Below are 24,310 nucleotides of genomic sequence, written 5' to 3' on the forward strand. Positions count from 1 at the left end.
AAGTTAATTTATTTCGGCAAAAAACTCAATGAGGCAGGCATTGTCGAGCAACCATTTATACGGTTCCTCCTTATGTCCCGACCAGTCTCTTCCCAATAGTCCGTTCTCATCCCTGTAGTTTTCCCAAGCATGAAGAACGTTGTTCACCATGGCATCTACATAAACCGGATTGTTGTCAATCTTGTACAGAGCTTTCAATCCCCTGAACAGAATCACATTAAACCAAGCCATATCTTTGTGTACTTTGATTACCGGATCTTTCTTGTCGGCTTGCGTACGGAAAAAAGCGTCTGTTCCTGCAGCTGTTTGTCCGGCATCACGCAGATATTGTTCGTCTCCTGTTTCCTCATAGAGCAACACGCCTGCCTGAATCATCTGCCCACTGTTGTAGGCATACTTCTCTTTGGACACTTTTCCTTTCAGGTTGACGTTATCCCAATAAAGATGGTCGTCGGGGTCACAAAGATGTTCCCTGGTCCAGGCATAGGTAGCCTTTGCTTTTTCCAGATACTTGGCATCTTTTGTCAATCGGTATAACTTGACACCGAGCACAGTTGACGGGGCATTCGAACAAGTGTGTTTTGCTTCCTTTTGCTGTTCGCACCAGAAAATACCTCCACCCAGTTCGTCAGTCCAGCCGCTGTAAATGTATTGATACAATGCGATGGCTTTTTTCAGATAAGTTGGGATGTGGGTGAGCTGGTAATAGTCGCAATAATCCAATGCAATCCAGATGTTGTCGTCATAATAACGTCCGTGCTGACCATATTTGGCCGGATATGACTGATAACAGGCTGGTTGGCGGCTGTTATCCCAATACTGTTCCATTCCCGGCAAGATTCTCTTTTCGAGTAATTTCTTGTACTTCTTGTTACCGGTAGCTTTGTACAACGCCACACAACCTGACATCATCCCGGAGTAAGGCCATAGAAAAGAGGCTTTCAGCGTTCCGTTCTGTTGCATTCCTCCAGCCAGATAAGTGATTTTCTGGTCGGGATTGACAGGATAAGTCTCTGTCAGTAATCCGTCCTTCGTCTGATAAAGATTCAATACATTGTGCAGAATCGAGTCGGCAATGGAAAGATAGCGATTGTTTTCCGGTGTCTTTCCCGTTGCGGACGTAAGGAAAAATAACATACAGGCTAGGGTGTATATATTTCTCATAGGAATATCAGGTTGTGTGGTGAAACTTTTCAGGTTATTTTTAACTAATAAAATTATTTCTGCCGACGTTCGTCAAACTCTAACTCTACCTTTACAGGAAAGTGATCGGAAGGAGTGCGGGCTTGATATGCTTTGATGTCGATTTCTTCCGGACAGTCGGTTGCATTTTTTTTGTCTCCGTTTCCTACGATGCTCCGGTAAGTATCTGTCAGTACGCCGTATCTTTTCACATGGAAAGACGGAGATACGAATACATGGTCGATGCGGCTTTCTGTAAAGCTGTTCGGGTCGAAGTCATTGAAGGTTCCGTTGATAGCATAACGGAAATCGCATTTTTCGTAGGAATCGCACAGCACGCCTTTGCTTACAAAAGCATCGTATGACTGATGAGTCTGATCGACATTGAAGTCACCGGTCAGGATAGCCGGAAGATTCTTGCCTTTGCCCAGTTCCTTCATCTTCTCCTGTACAAGGAACGCACTTTCCACACGGGCTTTCTTCCCGATATGGTCCATGTGCAGGTTGAAGAACAGGAATTCGAAACCGGTATCTTTGCATTTGAAGTGTCCCCAACTGCAGATACGCGGTAGCACGGCATCCCAGCCTTTGCTCGGCACATCGGGAGTCTCCGACAGCCAGAAGTCGCCTTTCTCTACAAGATCGAACTTGTCGGTACGATAGAAGATTGCAGAATGTTCACCCTGATCTTTACCGTCGTCACGGCCCACACCGATATAGTCATAACCGGAAAGTGCTTCCTTCATGTCTTTCAGCTGATGAAGGAAACATTCCTGTGTGCCGAAAATATCGAAATCGTGGTATTGCACCATCTTGGCAATGACCGGATAACGTTGTCCCCAACCGTTTCCGCGAAGTGAATCGCTGCCGTTGGCATTTCTTAGGTTATAAGAGGCAACAGTAAAGGTGGTAGGCTGATAGTTACTCTGGCAATTGCAGAATACGATCGCAACAAGGGAAATTAGTAAAAGACTTTTCAGTTTCATGTTTTTATAGTTTGTTTGGTAGATAATTCATTGACCTCCAAAAGTACAATATTTTATTCAAATGAAAGAGAGTAAGGTACATCTTTTTCTGTGATTCCCCGCTGTTTATTGGGTACGGGGCTCATTTGGAATTGGATATTAGCACCTTTTGTCAGCTGGTCATGTGTAAGGAAATTGCGGGTTTGTGATTTCCCGTTCACCTTCATTTCTTTAATGTAGCGGTTGGCAAGCTGGTTGTTATCTGCTTTGATCGTAATGGTCTTTCCGTTTTCCAGATGTAACTTCGCTGATTTGAAGAGCGGAGTTCCTATGATATATTCATCTGTTCCCGGACAAACTGGATAGAAACCGAGTGCGGAGAATACATACCATGCGGAAGTTTGTCCGTTGTCTTCGTCGCCGCAATAGCCGTCGGGACCGGCGGTGTATAGCTTGTTCATAATCTCACGTATCCAGTATTGGGCTTTCCAGGGTTCGCCTGAATAGTTGTAGAGATACACCATATGCTGAATAGGCTGGTTTCCGTGCGCATATTGCCCCATGTTCATCACTTGCATTTCACGCATCTCATGAATCATGCCGCGGCTCTCCATTCCCTGTCTGCCCGGAATGACGAAAACGGAATCCATCATCGTATTGAATTCTTTCTTGCCTCCCATCAGGTTGATAAGTCCTTGCGGATCGTGGAATACGCAGAAGCTCCAGTGCCAGCTGTTTCCTTCACAAAATTCACCGCTCCAGTCTACAGCGTCGAATTTCGGATTGAATACGCCTTTGTCGTTTTTACCTACCATCAGTTTGTGTTCCGGATGATAGACATTTTTATAGTTCAATGCGCGCTTCTTGTAAATATCGGTTTCGCTTTCCGGTTTACCGAGTTTCTTGCCTAATGTATAAATCGCCCAGTCGTTATATGCATATTCCAATGTACGTGCAACGTTTTGTCCTATGCCGATATTGTTGGCGACATATCCCAGTTGGTTGTAAGATTCGTAGCCGAGACGTCCCGAAGCAGTTCCGCTAAGATGTGCATTGGCTCCATGTTTCAATGCTTCCCAAAGAGTTTCGATGTCATACCCGCGCAACCCTTTGATGTAAGCGTCGGCCACTACGGAAGCCGAGTTGTTGCCCACCATGCAATCCCTGTGTCCCGGGCTGGCCCATTCCGGCAGGAAACCGCTTTCTTTGTAAGCATTCACCAGTCCCTCCTGCATCTTCTGATTCATTGACGGATACATCAGGTTGAGGAAAGGAAACAAGCAGCGGAACGTGTCCCAGAATCCGGTGTCGGTAAACATATAGCCGGGACGCACTTCGCCGTTGTAGGGGCTGTAATGCATGACTTGTCCCTTAGCGTCTATTTCGTAGAAACTGCGTGGAAAAAGCATCGAACGGTACAGGCAGGAATAAAATGTACGTAAATGATCAATGTTGTCATCTTCTACCTCTATCTTGCTCATTTCACGGTTCCAGACCTCTCTTCCGTTTGCTACCAGTTGGTCGAAACTGTTTTTGCCAAGCTCTTTGAGATTCAACTCCGCCTGTTCGGGACTGATAAAGGAGGAAGCAACACGTGCGTGTACAATTTCTCCTTTTTGGGTGGCGAACCCGATCACGGCACCTGTGTGGTTTCCTTTCGCTTCTGTTTCATTCGGAAGAATGTTATTTTCGGAAACTGCGGAAAGGAATGTGAACGGTTTGTCGAACTGAATCACAAAATAGTTTTTGAAGTTTTCCGGCACGCCACCGCTATTCTTGGTTGAATAGCCGATAATCTTGTTTTCTTCCGGAATCACTTTCACGTAAGATCCCTTGTCGAAAGCATCTACAATCACGTAGGCATTCTTTGTCTCCGGATATGTGAAACGGAACATGACGGCACGCTCCGTAGGAGCAAGCTCGGTTGTTACATCATGGTCGGCAAGGTACACCTTATAATAATAAGGTTTGGCAACTTCCGCTTTGTGAGAGAACCAACTGGCACGTCGGTCTTGATCGAATACCAGTCCGCCAGTGATAGGCATGATGGCAAACTGCCCGTAGTCGTTCATCCAGGGACTGGGCTGATGTGTTTGTTTGAATCCCCGGATTTTGTCGGCATCATACGTGTATGCCCAACCGTCTCCCATTTTACCGGTCTGCGGTGTCCAGAAATTCATTCCCCACGGCAATGCCGTAGCCGGATACGTGTTTCCGGTAGACAGTTCAAACTTGGATTGAGTGCCTACCAGTGTACTGACATAGTCTACCGGATTCTTAACGGCAGAAGATTGCAGGCTGTACAACACGGCACCTCCAAGAAATAGCAAGTGTTTAAATGAAAAAGGTGTTTTCATGAACCAATGAATTTATAGATTTGAAAATAATTTCTACGACGAAAATAGGGAGAAAAGGAATGCGCTTCTAGTAATAGGGAGTTTAAATCGTCTCTTGTCACTGAAATTAACTACTCTGGCACGGATATTTACTTATATCTCGGCCAAAAAAAAAGCTCGGAATGTTTTTTTGTTTACCTTTGTCATATAGCAAATCTAAGAATAATACACTATGGGGAAACAGTCGTTTTTTATTCTATTCTTTTTTCTTAATCTGTTGATACATAACGCTTATGCTTATAATTTGAAGCAAGTTGCAGATAAAGAATATATGTCTAATAGTTCGATTACATCTCTGTGCCAGGATGAACGTGGATTAATGTGGATCGGGACCTGCGACGGACTGAATATTTATGATGGACAAGAGATTGAGGAATTTAAGACCCGTGACAAGGAGGATTACTTATCTGGTAATCTGATTGACAATATTGTGTATACGGGTGAAGACATTTACTGGATTCAAACCTACTATGGGTTGAACCGTTTGAACCGGAAAACCAATACAATCACTCACTATAATGAATTTCAGAAACTCTTCTTTATGAATAAGGATAGTCATGGTAATCTGTTCATTATCCAGGATAGTAACTGCATTTATTATTATCATAAAAAAGAAGGCGTCTTCAAGAAAATCAATATCACGGGAATTCCGATTTCCGATATCGTAAACTTCTTTATCGATGGTAATAACCGGATGTGGGTAGTCATGAAAGGATACAACCGTTGTTATGACATACAGCAGGAAGCCACATCGGGAGATATCACCCTGTTACCCCAAAAAACGAATCTGATTTATCAGACCTCCTTGATCTATTGTTTCAATGACGAGCAATCTCTTTATTACATAGACAAGGAATTTAATTTTTATGCTTTCCATATTCCGACCCAGAAGAATGAATTTATTGCCAATCTGGGTAAGGAAATACAGGAACGTGGCAAAATCTCTTCCATCGTTCATTATCATAACAGCTATTTTGTGGGTTTTTTGATGGATGGTATTCTGCTGTTGGAGAAACAGAAGGAAACGAATCATTATCAAATTCAGCCGTTGCCAATCAACAGCGGTGTATTCTGTCTCAAGAAGGACCGTTTTCAGGATGTTGTTTGGATTGGTACAGACGGGCAAGGTGTTTATCTTTATTCGAACCCGCTTTATTCTATCAAATCAATGGTGCTTAGCAATTACACCGAGAAAATAGAACGCCCCGTGCGTGCCATCTATCTTGATGATGAACGTACTTTTTGGGTGGGAACCAAAGGAAACGGAATTCTTAAAATCTATGATTACGAATTCGATAAAAACATCTCTGACTGCCGATCAGAGGTGTTGACTACCTCTAATAGTGCTTTGAGTAGTAATGCCGTTTATTGTTTTGCCAAAAGCCACCGGAATTTGCTTTGGATAGGAGACGAAGAAGGATTAACTTATTATTCATATCGGGAAAAACGTATCAAGAGTATACCAATACGGATCGGCAACGAAGATTTCAAATACATCCATGACATTTACGAAACAGCAGATTCCGAACTGTGGCTGGCGAGTGTCGGCATGGGAGTGGTGAAGGCTCGTATTGCCGGAACACCGGACAATCCGGTGATTGTGGATGCGCAACGTTACATCATTAATGATGGCGAACTGGGATCGAACTATTTCTTTACTATTTATGCGGAGAATGAAACCAACCTGTTGTTTGGTAATAAAGGATATGGGGTGTTCCGCTATAACGAAACGACGAACGGCCTGGAACCGGTGTCTACTCACAAATACGAAAACATGACCCTGAATAATATTCTCGCCATCAGTAAAGACAGCAGCAATAACTATCTTTTTGGAACGAGCTACGGATTGATAAAGTACACTTCGGAAACTTCTTATCAGCTCTTCAATGCCAAGAATGGTTTCCTGAATAATACCATTCATGCAATTCTTAGAAACTCGTCCGACAATTTCTGGTTGAGCACCAATCTCGGATTAATCAATTTCGATACGAAACGGAATGTCTTTCGTTCGTATGGTTTCGGAGATGGTTTAAAGGTGGTAGAGTTTAGTGACGGTGCCGCTTTTCGGGATTCCCGGACTGGTACTCTGTTCTTTGGAGGAATCAATGGAGTCGTAGCTATCCGGGCGGATGGCCGTCCGGAGCAGCTTTATATGCCTCCTGTTTATTTTGATAAGCTGTCTATCTTCGGTGAACAATACAATCTGGGAGAATTTCTCACCCGGAAAAAAGAAGCTGAAGTCTTGAATTTACAGTATGACCAGAATTTCTTTTCAGTTTCATTTGCTTCTGTGGATTATCTGAATGGTAATAACTGTACCTATTTCTATAAACTGAAAGGATTGAGTGACCAATGGGTAAACAATGGTTCGGAAAGTGGAGTCTCTTTTACGAATATGGCTCCTGGTGAATATACCTTACTGGTGAAATATTACAATAGTGTCTTTGATAAAGAGAGTGATGTCTATTCCCTGGTCATTCGTATAGGCGATCCGTGGTATGCTTCCTGGTGGGCTTATTTGATTTATGCCTTCTGTCTGCTTTTACTGGCAGCCTTACTGATACGTTCTTTTATACTGCGCTCCAAACGTAAAAAGCAGGAATTGCTGAACGAGATAGAGAAACGCCATCAAAAGAATGTCTTTGAGTCCAAACTTCGTTTCTTTACTAATATCGCACATGAGTTTTGTACTCCGCTGACTTTGATTTATGGTCCTTGCGGACGAATCCTTTCATCGAAGGGACTTAGTAAATTTGTCGTGGACTACGTACAGATGATTCAGACGAATGCGGAGCGTCTCAACAACCTGATTCATGAGTTGATTGAATTCCGTCGGATTGAAACAGGAAACAGGGAAGTACGGATTGAGTCATTGAATGTGTCTTCTATTGTGAAAGGAATAGCCAAAACGTTTGTCGAAATGGCTAAATCCAGAAACATCACTTTCTTGAGCAAGATACCCGAACAGGTGATGTGGAACTCGGACAAGGGATTTCTGAATACGATTATTATTAATCTGATTTCTAATGCCTTTAAATATACTCCCGACGGACAGAGTATCAAGATTGAAGTGGATACGAGTGGGGAAAACATGCTGACTCTTCGTGTAGCAAATGAAGGAAGTACCATCAAGGAAAAGGATTTCCAGTATATTTTTAACCGGTATGCCATTTTGGATAATTTCGAGAATCAGGATGAAAAGAACTTTTCACGGAACGGACTGGGACTAGCCATCTCTTATAATATGGCAAAGTTACTGAATGGTACGTTGAAAGTGGAAAATACTCCTGACGGATGGGTGATGTTTACACTCACCTTGCCGGTCGTGGAACTGACTACCGGAGTGTCGGAAACCAAGCGGCTCACAGCGGAATACATCCCTAAGATAGATACTCAATCGATACTGAAACTTCCACAGTATGAGTTTGACAAGATGCGTCCCACGCTTTTGGTGGTCGATGATGAAATTGAAATGCTATGGTTTATTGGAGAAATATTCTCGGCTGATTTCAATGTGGTAACCTTGCAAGATCCCGAACGGCTGGATCAGGTGATGAATGAGGTTTATCCGAATGTGATAATCTGTGATGTCATGATGCCGGGAATGGGTGGCATTGAACTGACCAGGCGGATCAAATCGGTGAAAGAGACGGCGCATATTCCTATTATTGTGGTTTCCGGACGGCACGAGATGGAACAACAGATGGAGGCTCTTTCTGCCGGTGCGGAAATGTATATCACGAAACCGTTTAGTGCGGAGTACCTTCGTATTTCTGTCTGTCAGGTGATGGAACGGAAAGAGGTGTTGAAGAATTATTTCAGTTCGCCGATTAGTTCTTTTGAAAAGTCGGACGGGAAGTTGACGCATAAAGAGTCGAAGAAGTTCCTACAGTCGGTTTTGAAGATTATCAATGATAATATAACGAACAAAGATTTGACTCCGCGTTATATCGCCGATCGGCTGGCAATCAGTCCCCGGAGTCTTTACCGGAAGATGGAAGAGATAGGAGAGGATAGCCCGACCGATCTGATTAAGGAATGTCGTTTGCACATAGCGAAAGATTTATTGCTGACCACTAAAAAGACGATTGATGAAATTGTATTCGATTCGGGATTCTCGAACAAAGTTACTTTCTTTAAGGTGTTCCGTGAAAAGTATGAATGTACGCCAAAAGAGTTTCGGATGAAACATTTGGAAGAGGTTCAGCAGTAGTCTGTGGCGGGAATTTTTAAAGAAAAAGAAGAAGTAAATATCCGTGTTAATGTAGTAAATATCCGTGCCAAAAGGTAAAAAAAAGCAGTTAATTTTCTTTTGGTAGAGTTTAGTGATTTTATCTTTGTCTCATCGAAGTTTTAAGTAGATAAACTTGAAAAGTATTAATTTATTAATCTTTAATCTAATGAAAAGGAAACTTAGTTTTTTATTTCTTTCAGCATTGACTATCCCATTTTTTATGGTATCGTGCAGTGATGATAAAGAAGAACAGGAAGTGAAACCGGCAACAGATCTGGTTGTCGATAATAATTCGGTGACACTGCTACAAGGAGATGAGATTACGGTAAGTATCACTTCCGGTAATGGAGATTATTATGTGAAGCCATTTGATGAAAATGTGGCGACGGCTACAATCAATGGTAATAAGGTGACTATTAAAGCTACCGAAAATAGTCAGTTGGAGGAAAATAACCGTACGGAAACCACTATATTAATAGTAGATGGGCGTAAGAAAGTGGCTAGAGTGCTGGTTCGGGTAGCAAAACTTTGGGATTTGACGGTAGATGCACCGGAAGAAGGGTTTGACCTCTTTATCGGTGAAAAGAGACTGGTGAAGATTTTGACCGGTAACGGAGATTACCAGATTTCCATACCGGAAGGTGCTGATAAGTTTCTGGAAGTGGGCGAACTATCGGGACAGGTTATTCCGTTGACTGCCAAGTTCGAGACTGGAGATGATCCGGTAAATGTTACGATAACAGATAAGAAAGGCAAAACGATCATCCTTCCTGTGGTAGTGAACATCGTGGATCTGACACTGAAAAGTAATGAAGCCATTTTTGTCGAACCGGATGCCGAATCTCAATATATATCTATAGAGAAAGGTAATGGTGGCTATAGTTTTACTTATCAGGTAGGAGATGGCGAGCCTACTACGGATGCAATGATTGTGGAGGCCACTGAAAAAGAGAATCTGATTACCTTGAAACCCAAAGCCAGAGGTGATGTGAAAGTGATTGTGACAGACCAAAAAGGTTCCATGGAGGAGATTGCGGTGAAAGTGAATCCGTATAACCTTAAATTGGAAAATGAAGCAACTTCTTTAATTATTGGTGGCTATGAGGCATCTACAGAAATTGCCATCGCCAGAGGAAATGGCGATTATAAGTTGGCACAACTCACAGATGATAATAAAACCTATTTGAAAACCGCTGAATTGATTACGGAAGACGGGGCTACCAAGTTAAAACTAACAGGAAAGAAGCTTGGAACTACTACACTGGAACTGTCTGATGCGGCAGGTCAGAAATTGACTTTACCAGTTTATGTGAATCCGGTATGTTATCGTTTGGAATATGACGTATGCTTTAAAATTGATATTAAGAAGTATGCGGAATCACATTCAGAGGTGAAAAGTATGAATCAGCTTACTCTTGAGGTTGTTTTCTATCCGACTTATACTCGTTCTTTGCAATCGTTTATAGGTTTGGAAAGTGTATTCCTGCTTCGTGCAGAAGCTAAGGATGTGAATCCGCGTTTTGAAATAGCCACTAAAATTAATGGTAAGAGTGACCCCCGTTTCCGTAGTCAGCAGACTATTTATTGTGATGATTCGGAAGGTGGACGTAAGACTCCGGGTAAATGGTATCATATAGCCATTGTATATGATGGAACGAAATCAAGTACAAAAGAGGCTTATAAAATGTATATAAACGGAGTGAGAGAAACGTTGACTCCTGCAGATAACTCTTATGAAGATTGTGCCCCTAATTCATCTCTCAATCTGACAGATGTAGGTGGAAATGATAAGGCGTTGTTGATAGGACGTTCCGGAGATTCATATCGGGTAGGATATTGCAAAGTTTATCAGGCACGGATGTGGAAGAGAGCGTTGGACGAAAGTGAAATTAAAGCGAATATGTGCAAAATCCTTAATGCAGAAGAACACTCTGACTTGATGGGATATTGGGTATTCTCGAAAGGTGTCGGAGGTTCTACAGTTTTTGAAAATTGGGGAAATGGCGGTAGCGGATTGGATGCGCAAGTTTGTTTGCAGAATATAAGCGAAAATAAACCAGCTTGGGGAGCGGAACTTCCTGCAACTTATAATGGAGATAAGAGCCGCTTTGAACCAATTGGATGTCCTCATTCATACTAAAACTAGGAATATAATATGAGAAACAATATGATAACAAAGAAACTAATCAAATTTGCCCTGCTGTTTTTTCTTATCGGACTGACGGCCTGTGACAATAAACTGAATCCGGGCTTTGATCCGGATGATTATGAACCGATTGTTCCGCCTGAACCAGTCAGAACAATGGATGCAATGGCTAGCGGTGAGCGGGTAGTACTTTCGGGTGCTTCGTTAACGGATATTATCTTAAAATGGACGCCTACCGAGAAGCACGGAAATACTGTATATCGTTATGAAGTATTGATTGATACGATCGGGGGCGACTTTACCAAACCGGTAGAAACTTTTTTTTCGGATAATAATGGGCTGGAATCACAGCTGACTTTTACCCATTATCAGGCAAATACAATAGGTAAACTGGCTAAGTTCCGTTGCAATACCAACGGCACACTGCGTTGGAAGGTACGTGCTTATTGCGGATTGGATCAGGCTCTTAGTAGTTTGGAAGGCTATTTCGTAATTTTTATGATGGACGGCATCGATGATATGCCTTCTGAAAACGAGCCGGTTTATATCACTGGAGCAGGTACAGAAGATGATGGCGATGAAGCGGAAGCGCAGCAGATGCTTCGTCAGAATGAGGGAATTTATCAGACATTTACTCAATTGAAAGCTGATCAGCCATTTGTCTTTACATCTACTGTTGAAGGTCGCAAGTGCTATTATTATGTAGATGATAACGGAGTGTTGCGTGAACGTAATGACGGTGAAGATTATACAATTACGGTTCCTCAATCAGGCATCTACCGGATTACTATCAATATGGGTGAGCAGACAATCAGTTATGATGAAATAGGAGAGGTGTATCTTTATAACCATTCAGGCGGGTATAGACAGAACTTCAACTATCTGGGATATGGCAAATGGGGTGTGAAGAATTATACTGCCCGGAAACAAACGGAAAGTTGGGCAGGAAGCGGTGAAACCCGTCATAGCTTTAAGATGGAGATCAACGGAACAACCTACCGTTGGGGACATAAGGAGAAAGATAAAGGGCAACCGAATCTGACTACCGACAACAGCTATTATAATTTATATCAACTGGCATTGGGCACAGATCCATGGGATTACAGTTTCCGTTTTTGCGACGAGTTACTGCAATGGGGCGAAAAGCAGGGAAATGTCTATTATGCTACGGTGAAAACCGATGTGACCCTCTATTTCAATGCAGAGTTTGGAACGTATACCCACCGTTGGGTAGCTTCGGAAACGAATGAAGATTAAAACTGAATAATAATATGAAGAACTATATAGTATCATTATCAAAAAGAGCTTTGCTGTTAAGCGGTGCACTGGCAATATTTACAGCTTGTGACGACGGCGATTTGGGAGATATCTACAAGGGCAATTCGTCTGGCGAATATGTGTCGGATGTGAACTGGACAGATGCAGCCGACAAAAGTACGGGAACTTATATCAAATATTTTTATGAGAATGCCAGCGGACGGGATACCTTTTGCGGAAGCATTTACTGGGAAAAACCGAATACACCGGAAACCGGAGAACCGGCAAGCACAGGCGGTAGCGGTGGATGGTCGCAGGGACATGCATTGGATATCGTGATCGATGCTTATATCCGTCATGCAAATAATCCCGAATATCAGGCTCATTTGTATGAAAACATCATGAAACCTTTCCTGCCGGCTTTTGATGACTGGAATGAACATTGCGGTTATGGTGGCAAAGACTTCTGGAATAACTTCTATGATGATATGGAATGGATGGCACTGTCTTGTCTGCGGGTTTATGAGTTGACTGGCGATCAGGATTATTACAGTGCGTTGATGAAGATGTGGAACCATATTAAGGGAGCGAAGAATGCCTATAAAGGGGTAGGAGGAATGGCATGGAAAACGGATGCGCCGGCTTCACGTATGTCTTGTTCTAATGGTCCCGGTTGCCTTCTGGCTATGAAATTGTATCAGCTTACCGTTAAAGAGGCTAAAGACGGCTGGGAAGAGCAGGCTGCTTATTACCTGAACTTCGCCAAAGAGGTATATAACTGGATGACGGCTTATCTGTGTGATATTTCCACCGGACAGGTATATGATAATCTTAGTATTAAAGATGACGGTACACCGGGAGATCCTGATAAAGTAGCCTTGTCTTATAATCAGGGAACATTTATGGCGGCTGCTCTGGAGTTGTACAACGCTACCGGTGAGGATGAATATCTTCGTAATGCAGTTGCTTTCGGCTCTTACCAGGTGAATAAGAAAATGGATTCCAACTATCCGGTATTCAGTGGTGAAGGAAATTCGGGAGATAATCTTTTATTCCGTGGAATATTTGTCCGTTACTTTTTGGATATGGTGAAACAGCCGACTAGCAGCCTTTATCCGGAAAAGACCAAGAATAAGTTTATTGCTGCATTGCGCAGCTGTTCTGATGTGCTTTGGACGTTGGCTCATCCCGAAGGCTATTATGTGTGGGAGTACGACTGGGCAAAAGCACCGGTCTTCGGTAATCGCGACAACAGGGAAGATCGTCTGACAATCTCCTTGAATGCGGAAGTCCCGGGAGCAACAATGATTGAAATCCGTGCCCGTTATGAAGACTGGGTGCAAGGTAAAGCAACGGAAAAAGCCAACTGGGTCGGACCGGATTTCGGTAAGAAAGCAGAGGAATAAGATTGATTTATTACACATAGAAAATCGAAAAGAAAGATGATACATATAAAAAGAAATATTTGTCTGGTGGCTGTTTCTTGCACTCTTCTTGCAGGTATACCTTTGCAGGGGGTGGCGCAAACGGGAAGAACGGCAAAGGTGCAGGCCACACAAAGCAATAAGATAACAGTGTCAGGTACGGTATTGGACAAGACGACAAATGACCCGTTGATCGGTGTGTCTGTTGTCGTGAAAGGAGTGGCCAATGCAGGTACGATTACGGATATGGATGGTAAGTTTACATTGAAACTGCCTTATGCAGAAGCTCCGTTGGTGTTTTCCTATCTGGGTTACCAGCCGCAGGAAATTGTTCCCGGTGCAAAGAAGGAACTGACTGTCTTACTACAGGAAGATACGAAAGCCCTGCAGGAAGTGGTTGTGGTAGGTTATACCAAACAACGTAAAGAAACCATGATCGGTTCTGTTGCTACCATTACGACAAAAGATTTGACGCAGAGTCCTACGGCTAATATCAACAATGCACTTGCCGGACGTCTGCCTGGTTTGATTGTAAACCAGTATGCGGGTGGTGAACCGGGTGTTGACCAAAGTGAATTGTTTATCCGTGGTAAGGCAACTTACGGTAATCAAAGTGCTATTGTCATTGTCGATGGAATCGAACGTGACATGAGTTACCTCGCACCAGATGAAATTGAAACATTCACTATTCTGAAAGATGCTTCCGCTACTGCCGCTTATGGTATCCGTGGTGCAAATGGTGTAATCGTTATTACCACCAAACGTGGTAAGGCAGCGGAAAAGGCAACCGTGAACCTGAAAGCCTCTATCGGTATTAACCAGCCGATCGGTTTCCCCGAATATTTAGGTTCTGCCGATTATGCAACCTTATATAATGAGGCCAGATTGAACGATGCCAAGATGACGGGTGCAGACATCAGCAGTTTGAACCTCTTCTCTCAACAGGCGATTGATAACTTCCGCCGCGCCAAAGGAGATAACTCCGATGGCTTGGGATATGACTGGGATTATTATGATTTTGCCTTTAAACCGGGCTTGCAGGAAGATGTAAGCCTCTCCATCCGTGGAGGTACGGACAAGGTACGTTATTATGTATTGGCTAATTACTTCTCACAAGGAGGTAACTACAAATATGCGAATGCTGGTGAATATGACTCACAGACCAAATTCACCCGTTACAACTTTCGTTCAAACATTGATATTAACATTAATCGTTATTTGAGTACCCGTCTGGACTTGGGAGCCCGTATTACTGACCGTAATGCACCGGGTACAACGGCTAGTCGCCTGATGACCATCTGTGCAACTCAACCTCCCTATCTGCCCATTTTGGTGGAAGAAAACTCGCATCCGCAGAATGAGGAATATATTCAGCAGAACCCTCGTGGAATGCTTTATGGTGACAACATCTATCGCTACAATCTTTTGGGTGAATTGAGCCGTACGGGTTATTTGAATGAGAAGAATACTTATCTGAACGGTAGTTTTGCGATGAATCTGGATATGGGATTTCTGACGAAAGGATTAAAGGCGGAACTGATGTTTTCTTATGATGCTTCCGAAGGACGATGGATTAACCGCAAACTGGATACTTACAAGGATGGATATCGTGAATATCCGAAGTATGCAACGTTTATGCCGATTGAAGGTTCAGATGCTTATATGACTGGCGGCCATTATACCGGTGCTTATAAAACAGGTAACAAGTATGATATTGACCAGACTATCGGTAACGGATTCAGTCATAATGCTTCTGATGGACGTACTTATATACAAGCACGTTTGGATTACAACCGTTTGTTTAGCGATCGTCACGAAGTGACAGCCATGTTATTGGCAAACCGTGGTAATCGTACCGTTAACAATGAGCTGGCTTATCATAGCCAAGGTATCACCGGGCGCTTTGCTTATTATTATAATCAGAAGTATCTGATGGAATTCAATTTCGGTTACAATGGTTCCGAGAATTTCGCTCCGGGCAAACGTTACGGATTCTTCCCCGCGGGTTCAATCGGTTGGGTAGTCTCAGAAGAAGAATTTATGAAAAAAGCTTCCTGGGTTGATTTCCTGAAAGTAAGAGCTTCTTATGGTTTGGTAGGTAGTGACAATGTCAGCAGCCGTTTCCCTTATCTGGCTTTCTATGGTGGTGGTAGCGGTTATGATTTCGGTAATAACTTTGGTACAAATGTAGGCGGTAATTCCGAAGGTAATCTGGCTAATGCAAGTTTGACTTGGGAGAAAGCTCGTAAACTGAATGTCGGTATTGATTTTACTACCCTGAATCAAAGGTTGGCATTGACGGTAGATGCATTTTATGAATATCGTTTTGACATTATTACGGATATGAACGGTGACGGTATCATGGGATATCCGGACATTGTAGGTAAGGATGCGGCTTTACAGAATCTGGGTGAAGTAAGCAACCGCGGTGTGGATATCGAATTGAGCTGGAACGATAAGATTGGAAAGGATTTCCGTTACTATATCCGTCCGAACCTGACTTTCTCCCGCAACCGTCTGGAATATAAAGCGGAAGTTGCCCGTAAGAATTCCTGGCGTAAAGAGACCGGTAAACGTTTATACGAAAACTTCGTCTATGTGTTCGATCATTTTGTAGCCGATCAGGAAGAAGCTGACCGCCTGAACAAAATCGGTTATCAGCCGTGGGGACAATTAATTCCGGGAGATGTTGTTTATAAGGATTTGGATCGTAACGGAGTGATTGATGATGAAGACCGTACGGCAATGGGAAATCCGCGTAGTCCGGAACTGATGTTCGGTATTCCTTTCGGTTTCCAGTATAAGAACTTTGATTTTAGTGTATTATTGCAAGGTGCGACAAAATCATCTATTCTGTTGAATGGGGCTGCTGTATTTGACTTCCCGCAATTTGAACAGGATAAGATCGGACGTGTGAAGAAAATGCATCTGGACCGTTGGACACCAGAAACGGCTGCTACTGCCAAATATCCGGCATTACATTATGGAACACATGATAACAACAAGAATGGAAACAGCAGTTTGTTTTTGTATGATGCTTCATACCTGCGTCTTAAGAATGTGGAAATTGGTTACAATGTATCGCCCAAATTATTACGTAAATTCCATGTGCAACAGGCACGTATCTATGTGCAAGGTCTGAATCTGTTGACTTTTGATAAACTGGGTGATGTGGATATCGATCCGGAAACGAAATCCGGAGACGGAGCTTCCTGGTATCCTATTCAAAAGGTATTCAATTTTGGTATTGATATTACATTCTAAATAAGATAGAAATATGAAAAAGTTAGATAGATTTTTAGCAATTGCTTTATTGGTCCTGCCTTTGGTCTTTACTTCCTGTAGCGATTACCTGGACCGGGACGATGATGATAATATTACGGAAGCGGACGTTTTTGCCCGTTACGAAAAAGTGAACGGACTAGTCTCCGACGTATATGCGGCTGCAAAGAAAGCAGACCGTCCGTTGGTATTCTTCGAACACTTCAGCAACAGTGCCATTACGGACGAATGTGAAGGAACCAACGTAGAGGGAAACATAACGAATAACTTCAATAACGGCGCTTGGAACCCGAACTCTTTGCCCGGTAGTTTTGGACAATATTGGGAGGCTCTTTATGAAGGAATCCGTAAAGCGAATCTGATTATAGAAAATGTACAAAAATATAACACTCCTGATAATCCTCAACAGGATGGTGATCTTCGTAACCGTATCGGTGAAATGTATTTCATGCGTGGTTATTTCCACATGTTGTTAATGCGTATGTATGGCGAAGCTCCTTATATTGATCGTGTGATTAATGCCGGAGATAATATGGACTTCAAGAAAGAGTCTGTTCATTCGATGGCCGAGAAGATTGTGACGGATGCGCAAACAGCTTATGGCATGGTTCCCAATAAATATGTGAAAACTTCTGAGAATTTCGGTCGTGTGGATAAGGGAGCCTGTCTGGGATTGATTTCTTTTGTTCGCTGGGTAGCAGCTACTCCGTTGTGGAATGGTGCTTCTCAATATGGATATAACCTGCGTCGTGTGTTCGAAGATGAGTATGCTTACGATGCTACTCGTTGGAGAAAAGCAAAAGAAGCGGCCAAAGCCGTTTTGGATTTCGAAGTCGGTGGCACCAAGCGTTATTCTCTCTATACGAAACATGACGCAAATGATTTCAAGGATCCGGCTGACGGTAATCTGAATGACAGCCGTGTATATGCTCGTTTGTGGGATATGTTTTATGATATGGATGCCTTTGCCAATGAGTATGTGTTCTTTATGACGAAGAGCAAGGATCAGGCATGGCAGGGAGATATTTATCCGCCCAGCCGTGAGGGAAGTTCGCGCCAGCAACCGGTGCAGGAACAAGTGGATGAATATGAATATATCGTAGGTGATTATGGTTATCCGGTGTATTCGGCAGAAGCCCGTAAAGGTGGCTATGACGATGCTAATCCGTATGTGAAAGGTACTCGTGACCCGCGTTTCTATCGCGACGTAATTTATCACGGAGCTCCTTACCGTAATAACAAGAACGAGTCGAAAACGATCAATACCGCGAGTGGTTCCGATAAGATTGGTGCTACCAATGCAACTACTACTGGTTATTATTTACGTAAATTCCAACAGGAGTCATGGAACAAATCCGGTAATTTCAGTATCAATGCGCCCGCCATCTGGCGTCTTCCGGAGTTTATATATATTTATGCGGAGGCTTGTAATGAATTGGGAGAGGATATTGATGAAGCTTATAAATTGGTGAATATGGTTCGTGAACGTTCTTTTATGAAACCGATGCCGCCGGAAGTAAAAACGAATCAGCAGTTGATGCGTGAATACATTCAGCGCGAACGTCGCGTGGAACTCTTTTATGAGGGAAAACGTCCGTGGACTTGCCGTTTGTATTTGGAGCCGACAAGTAAGGAAGAACTGGCAAAGGAAAGCCTTTGGAAATCTAGTGGAAGCGACAACTCAAAACGTACACAGAAATACTGGGCTGCCAATAACGGTGCATTGCCTCGTTGCCAGCGAATGATTAACGGAATGCGTCCGGTACAGGATGAGAATGGAGCGATTACGGTTGACGGTGTAAAATATAGAATGGAGCGTTTCTGCGTGGAAGAACGTACTTTCTCTATTCAGCATTATCTGTTCCCGATTCGCCAGAGTGAGTTGCAGAAGACACCGACCATTGAACAAAATCCCGGATGGTAAACCGGTAGGAATGTATAACTTTAAAAAGAAAATCAGATGAAACGAATCTATACATATATGTGTCTGTTGCTTTTGTCGGTATTATCGTTTGCCGTTATAGGTTGTGATGACGATGATGATGACGATGTGGCTAAAGACTTGATAGAGTTGATTGTGAATAAACCGGTGATACGTATCGGGCAGAATGAGGAAGCCAAAGTGAATGTAGTGGTTGGAAACGGAAACTATACCGTGAGAAGTTTCAACACTGCCATTGCAACGGCTACTGTTTCCGGTGAATTGATAACTGTAAAAAGTGGCTCACAGAATGGAGCCACTACCATCGAAGTAATGGATGGAGAAGGAGTAGCTGCCAATATCTCTGTGAATGTAGGTGTATTTGAACTGGAAGTGAATGAGCCGGAGGTGATCTTGGAAGTTTCCGGTGAAAAGCAGTTGATTGTCAGCATGGGGAATTTTTCCAGCAATGATGAATTATCTTATGAGGTGGAGGACGAAACGGTTGTCAGCATGGTCAATACAGACCAGTTCCGTCCTTTCTATACTTTGACAGGCTTGAAGAACGGACATACAACAGTGACTTTTACAGACCATAAAGGAAAACAGGCAGTGGTTCAGGTGACGGTAAATCCGATTTCTATTGATGTCTCCAATCTGACACCGAGAGTGGGAGTCAACAATAAGATCATGATTACGGTAGAAAAAGGAAACGGAGGTTATAGTCTGACAGCAGAGAATGAAGAGATTGTAGCTATTCAGCAGGTGGATGACACTCGTTTCAATTTAATAGGTAAAAAAGCGGGTATCACTACCGTGTTTGTCAGAGACGAAGCGGAGCAGGAATTAAGTCTGACTGTAACGGTGGTACAGGCAGATAAAGTAGCGAACCTGGGTAGCGGTAATTACTTTAAAGTACCGTTTGAATATAATGGTACGGCAGATGAATCGCTAAAGAATTTGAGTACGATCACGTTTGAAGCCCGTTTCAACATTGAGTCGTTGAATGGAGATGACAATGGAAATGCCCGGATTAATACAGTGATGGGTATAGAGAAGAAATTCCTGCTGCGTGTCGATGTGCATAAAGGAGGAAGCAATAATGAGGAACGTTTCCTTCAGCTTGCTGCAGATGATAAAGGCAGTATCCGCTATGAAGGTTCTACCAAGATAGAAACTAATAAATGGTATGATGTGGCTGTGGTATTGGATAATAGTAAGAGCGGAAGTGAACGGATTGCATTGTATGTAAATGGTGCCAAAGAAACGCTTCAATTATCAAACGGTACGCCGGATGATTTGAAAGAGATCAATCTTACTTCTGATTTCTACATCGGACAGTCTGATGGTAAACGCCGGTTGAACGGAGCTATCAGTTATGCCCGTATTTGGACAAAAGCCTTATCGGAACAACAAATTTCCGAGCAGAGCGGCAAGTTGTTGAGTGAGGATAAGGATGGAATGGTAGCTAATTGGTTGTTCAATAATGGAAATGGCAATACTAAGACATTTGTGTCTTTGGTAGGAAAGAGTTTTGAAGCAGAGGCGGCAAATATTGTTTCAAGTTGGAAAGCTGATCCGATATTGGAATAAAAATAAAAAAAAGCCATCCCCGGAATAGACGAAAGTAGGGATGGCTTTTTTTGTAGTGTGCTTACTATTGTTCAGCAGACTATGTCCTGCTTGTTGTTGGCAAGGTTATTCCTTGACAGGCACAGCCGGTTTGTCTTTAGATGCAGTGTCTGTGACAACTGTATCATTGACATTAGCGGCTAATGCAACCAGTGATGCCGTTGCAGGCTCGTCTTTTTTAGTTACAGTATCTTTTACTACTGTATCATTGACAACTGTCGCATTGACTTCTGTCGGGGCTGTCACAGCTTCTGCAGAACTCTGAGCCTTTACAAGGAATGAACCACCACAAACAAACATAAACATTGCTACTACTAATACTAATTTTTTCATAATCGTTTGCTTTAAAGATTATTAGACATATGTTTTCAATTCTCTACTTTTGTGTTAAGGAATTGGTTATTACTTTTTCGCTAACGTTTTATTAAAGATCAAAGCGCGTGCCAAAAAAAATAGCGATATGCTAAGTGGTTGATAAATAAAGGTGTATGTGCTTTCGAAAGGCGTAGGACTGTGTAGAACCGTATGTGGAATGTGTGGAAATAGTGGCGGGGAGTGTGGAATTATTCCACACTCCCTGCCACACTCCTTTTGTTTGGGCAATCTATTTTATTTCGTCCGGCCAGGGACAAGGATTGCCGGTAGCTTTGGAAGTAGGTCGTTGTGCATCTACTTTTCTTAGATAGTCTCCTAACTCTTTGGAAAGTTTTTTCACGATATCCGGATGTTGTGCACTAAGGTCGTTGCTTTCACCTATGTCATCAGGGATATTGAACAACTCTTTCTTGCCTGTTCCATAGTAATAAATCAATTTCCAGTCGCCGTTACGAACGGCACAATTGAAGTTGATTCCGGGACCGTCATTTCCCCAGTTGTTAGGCATATTCCAGAAAAGGCTCCGGCCTTTGGAGGGATTGCCTGTCTGTTTCAACAGAGGTATGAAGCTGATTCCATCTATTGGCTGGACTGTTTTGTATTTTTTGATTCCTGCCATTTCGAGGATAGTGGGGTAGAAGTCCTCTATCAGCAGGTAATTGTCGCATTTGCTTTCTGGAGCCACTACACCCGGCCAGCTGACAATCATCGGTTCGCGAATACCACCTTCATAGGTAGAGCCTTTGCCACTGTTCAAAGGGTAATTCTGTGTATTCAATTTGCCGTCACGCCATTGGGGTTCGGAGGCAAGTCCTCCGTTATCACTCATAAAAATGATAATCGTGTTATCAGCTTCTCCATTCTTTTCCAGCCAGTTCATTAAGTCGCCAAGACTCTTGTCCATGCCTTCAATGAGCGTTGCATAGGCAGCTTCGTGGTCAGTCATCCCTTTCTTCTTGTATTTGTCATAGAAACGTTTATCTTTGTTCAGCGGGATATGGATGGCGTATTGAGCCATATACAGGTAGAAAGGCTGGTTGTATTTCTTTGCCTTATCCAATGCTTTAATAGCTTCCAAAGTCAGCGCTTCGGTTACAAAAGTTTCTGTACCCCAATATTTTTCAAGCCCGGGAACAGCCATCAATGAAACCGGTTTCCCTTCTTTGGTATGTCCGTAATTTTCTTCTCCAAGATAACTGGCAAGCCCTCCGGCGGCATGTCCGGCGATATTGACTTCAAATCCCCAATGATGTGGATCTTCTCCCGGCGTGTCTATGGCACCGAAGTGGGCTTTTCCGCAATGGATGGTATGATAACCGCTGTCTTTTAGGAGTTGTACGAAAGAGGTTCCGACAAAGGTGTTATTAGTGCCGGCTACTTGACTTACTCCGTTATAGTTCCAATCCGGAACATCCAGTAATTTGTCTTCGCGATCCGTCTTTGTATTCTTTTGTAGTGTCCAATTGGTTACCCGGTGGCGGGCTGCATTCGTTCCGGTGATAAGACTGCACCGGGAAGGAGAACTGATGCTGCTGGCATACGCTTGGGTAAACATCATTCCTTGCCGGGCGAGGCGTTCCATATTAGGTGTTTCATACAGTTCGTTGTAACGTGTCTTTTGCGTCCAGAATGGGAGGGAAGTGTCTTGCCATCCCATATCATCCACCATAAAGAGGATGATATTCGGACGTTTGTCTGTGCATTCACTTCGGAGACTGCCGTTGTTCTGTGCCTGCAAATAAGTTGCGGCCAGCGGCAAAAGTGTGAGAGGAAATAGAGCTTTCTTGTTCATGGGGGGGGAGTTTTTGGGTGTTATTTCTTTATTTCAATTATGCCTATCTTGTTGATGGGGATACTTCGTAATTACTGCTTTCCGTTAGAATCAACCCATACTATATTCAAAACATTCTGTACCATACAATTCATCAATCCCAGCTGCATACGATGGGCTTGATGTTCTAATGCGAGGTTACAGTACTTTGCCTGTCGAACGGCCTGCGTTCCGTCCATATAAAACGGGAGCGTGAAAGATTGGTTATCTATCTTTAAAAAGTCAAATCCATACTCTTTCATGGTGCGGATGGTTCTTTTCATGTTTCCGATTTTATTGGACGGAGTATGCACTGAAATTGATAATATCCGGTAATGCGGTAGATTCGAGTACAGTCAGTCTTAGTGCCGTTGCTTCTACCGGTTCAAACTTTTCAATCCGTTTGTGGCCTACGGATTCTCCTGTGCAGACGGTTTTCCATTTGCCGTTCACTTTCGCTTCTACTTTATATTGACGGATGCGTTCTCCATTTTTGATGTTTTCCTGGATGATGCAGTAGTTTACGGGTTGCTTTTTGCCAAACTTAAGGGGCAGACTTTTCTTCTGTCCTGCGGTTTGTGCTATCGGTGAAGCGAACCGGCGATTGATTTCATCTCCCATTTCTTTGAGCCGTTGCACGTCTCCGGTGGGAAGTAACCCTGTGGGGTCGGGCGTAAGTCCAAGGATTAGCGTGGCGTTTCTTCCTACCGATTTTTCATATTTGTCCATTAGCACGTCCACCGGGTAAATATTGTTTTCGTCATCTGGTTCCCAAAACCATTCGTGACGTCCGTTAGCCCCTCTTAATGGAGTGTCTGCCATGGCGGGAACCCAATATTTGCCGTCCTTGCTTCCGTGTTTTAGCAACTCCAAAAGGTCTTTGTCTTGTTCCAAACGCTTATGGTGCGAGCAGGGAGCGGGAAAAGTAGACCAGCAAGGATAGCCCACAGTACCGGTTTCCGACCCTCCCCAGCGGAAGTCGGCACGGTCTATATTATGGTAAAACAAACAATTCGGTTGGTATTTGTTCACGATAGGTTCCACATCCGGACCGTCACCGCGCGGGTCATCGGCTCCACCGTCAAACCATATCATATAGAGATCGCCGTAGCGGGTGCACAGCTCGGTAACCATTCTCTCGCACAGGCGTTTATACCATGTCTGGCGGTTGACTGCGAATTCTCCTTCTCCTTCGGCTTTGAAATTGTGGATGCCTAGCAGAGCATTCCATCGTACACCGACATAAATGCCCGGTTGCACACCATATTTGCGGCAGGAGTTCACGAAGTCGCGTACAATATCTCCTTTGCCGTCCCGCCATTTCACGGCTTTCAGGCAATAAGGGTTGACATCACTTTGCCAAAGACAGAAGCCGGTTTCGTGACTGGTTGTCAGCACAGCGAATTTGCATCCGGCAGCTTTGGCGGCTTGCACCCATTGGTCGGTATTCAGTTTGGTAGGATTGAATATGTTGTAATCTTCGATGGGGTTAATGCGGTTGTTGCCTTGCTCATAGCGGATGCCGTCGAACACATGCAGGTCGTAGTGGAAGACGGCTCCTAATTCCGCCTCATGCCATTTTAGTTGGTGAGGCTTGGGGACAGGGATGTTCTGCTGTTGTGCGAGACAGGTAACTGTGCAAAAGATAAAAAGAATAAAGTAATGTAGTTTCTTCATGGTCTTTAA

At 43.3% G+C, this 24,310-nt stretch carries 14 protein-coding genes; 7 read left to right on the top strand and 7 right to left on the bottom strand.

Annotation, left to right across the window (positions count from 1 at the left end; genetic code table 11):
- Positions 1-3 precede the first annotated feature (3 nt).
- From AAHJ11_RS12635 to AAHJ11_RS12645, 3 genes are all read right to left on the bottom strand, one after another.
- Positions 4-1,137, bottom strand: a complete 1,134-nt coding sequence (locus tag AAHJ11_RS12635; protein WP_413579596.1) for a glycoside hydrolase family 76 protein — start codon at positions 1,135-1,137, stop codon at positions 4-6.
- A gap of 80 nt (positions 1,138-1,217) precedes the next feature.
- A complete protein-coding gene (locus tag AAHJ11_RS12640; protein WP_195649266.1) occupies positions 1,218-2,168 on the bottom strand; it encodes an endonuclease/exonuclease/phosphatase family protein in 951 nt (316 codons plus the stop codon).
- A 53-nt stretch (positions 2,169-2,221) separates the two neighbouring features.
- Positions 2,222-4,504, bottom strand: a complete 2,283-nt coding sequence (locus AAHJ11_RS12645; protein ID WP_148363894.1) for a GH92 family glycosyl hydrolase — start codon at positions 4,502-4,504, stop codon at positions 2,222-2,224.
- A 211-nt stretch (positions 4,505-4,715) separates the two neighbouring features.
- Between AAHJ11_RS12645 and AAHJ11_RS12650 the strand changes: the two genes are divergently transcribed.
- From AAHJ11_RS12650 to AAHJ11_RS12680, 7 genes are all read left to right on the top strand, one after another.
- Positions 4,716-8,756: a response regulator gene (locus AAHJ11_RS12650; protein ID WP_234133226.1), complete on the top strand. Its 4,041-nt coding sequence runs from the start codon at positions 4,716-4,718 to the stop codon at positions 8,754-8,756.
- Between the two features lie 187 nt (positions 8,757-8,943).
- A complete protein-coding gene (locus AAHJ11_RS12655) occupies positions 8,944-10,917 on the top strand; it encodes a LamG-like jellyroll fold domain-containing protein (protein WP_413579588.1) in 1,974 nt (657 codons plus the stop codon).
- Between the two features lie 15 nt (positions 10,918-10,932).
- A complete protein-coding gene (locus AAHJ11_RS12660; RefSeq protein ID WP_195649262.1) occupies positions 10,933-12,180 on the top strand; it encodes a SusE domain-containing protein in 1,248 nt (415 codons plus the stop codon).
- A 14-nt stretch (positions 12,181-12,194) separates the two neighbouring features.
- Positions 12,195-13,586 (top strand): glycoside hydrolase family 76 protein, encoded by a 1,392-nt coding sequence (locus AAHJ11_RS12665; RefSeq protein WP_413579589.1) that lies wholly within the window; start codon positions 12,195-12,197, stop codon positions 13,584-13,586.
- A 36-nt stretch (positions 13,587-13,622) separates the two neighbouring features.
- On the top strand, positions 13,623-16,868 hold the full coding sequence (locus AAHJ11_RS12670) for a SusC/RagA family TonB-linked outer membrane protein (protein ID WP_195649260.1): 3,246 nt from the start codon (positions 13,623-13,625) through the stop codon (positions 16,866-16,868).
- 13 nt (positions 16,869-16,881) lie between these two features.
- Positions 16,882-18,810: a RagB/SusD family nutrient uptake outer membrane protein gene (locus tag AAHJ11_RS12675; RefSeq protein WP_195649259.1), complete on the top strand. Its 1,929-nt coding sequence runs from the start codon at positions 16,882-16,884 to the stop codon at positions 18,808-18,810.
- Positions 18,811-18,846: 36 nt separating this feature from the next.
- Entirely contained in the window at positions 18,847-20,400 is a 1,554-nt protein-coding gene (locus AAHJ11_RS12680; protein ID WP_195649258.1) for a LamG domain-containing protein, read from the top strand.
- A 105-nt stretch (positions 20,401-20,505) separates the two neighbouring features.
- Here AAHJ11_RS12680 and AAHJ11_RS12685 read toward each other — a convergent pair whose 3' ends face one another.
- The 4 genes from AAHJ11_RS12685 to AAHJ11_RS12700 all read right to left on the bottom strand — a co-directional run bounded on the left by AAHJ11_RS12685 (position 20,506) and on the right by AAHJ11_RS12700 (position 24,301).
- Positions 20,506-20,772: a hypothetical protein gene (locus AAHJ11_RS12685; RefSeq protein ID WP_167511699.1), complete on the bottom strand. Its 267-nt coding sequence runs from the start codon at positions 20,770-20,772 to the stop codon at positions 20,506-20,508.
- A 271-nt stretch (positions 20,773-21,043) separates the two neighbouring features.
- Positions 21,044-22,606, bottom strand: coding sequence for a sulfatase (locus AAHJ11_RS12690; protein WP_195649257.1), 1,563 nt, complete (start codon positions 22,604-22,606; stop codon positions 21,044-21,046).
- A 71-nt stretch (positions 22,607-22,677) separates the two neighbouring features.
- Positions 22,678-22,908 (bottom strand): hypothetical protein, encoded by a 231-nt coding sequence (locus AAHJ11_RS12695; RefSeq protein ID WP_370540815.1) that lies wholly within the window; start codon positions 22,906-22,908, stop codon positions 22,678-22,680.
- Positions 22,909-22,918: 10 nt separating this feature from the next.
- The gene (locus tag AAHJ11_RS12700) at positions 22,919-24,301 is read right to left on the bottom strand and encodes an alpha-L-fucosidase (protein ID WP_320980639.1); all 1,383 of its coding nucleotides are present in this window, start codon (positions 24,299-24,301) and stop codon (positions 22,919-22,921) included.
- Positions 24,302-24,310 lie beyond the last annotated feature (9 nt).

Origin of the sequence: Bacteroides sp. 90-K9/2, assembly GCF_047310725.1 — a bacterium.
In the GTDB taxonomy this organism is placed as follows: Bacteria; Bacteroidota; Bacteroidia; order Bacteroidales; family Bacteroidaceae; genus Bacteroides; species Bacteroides vicugnae.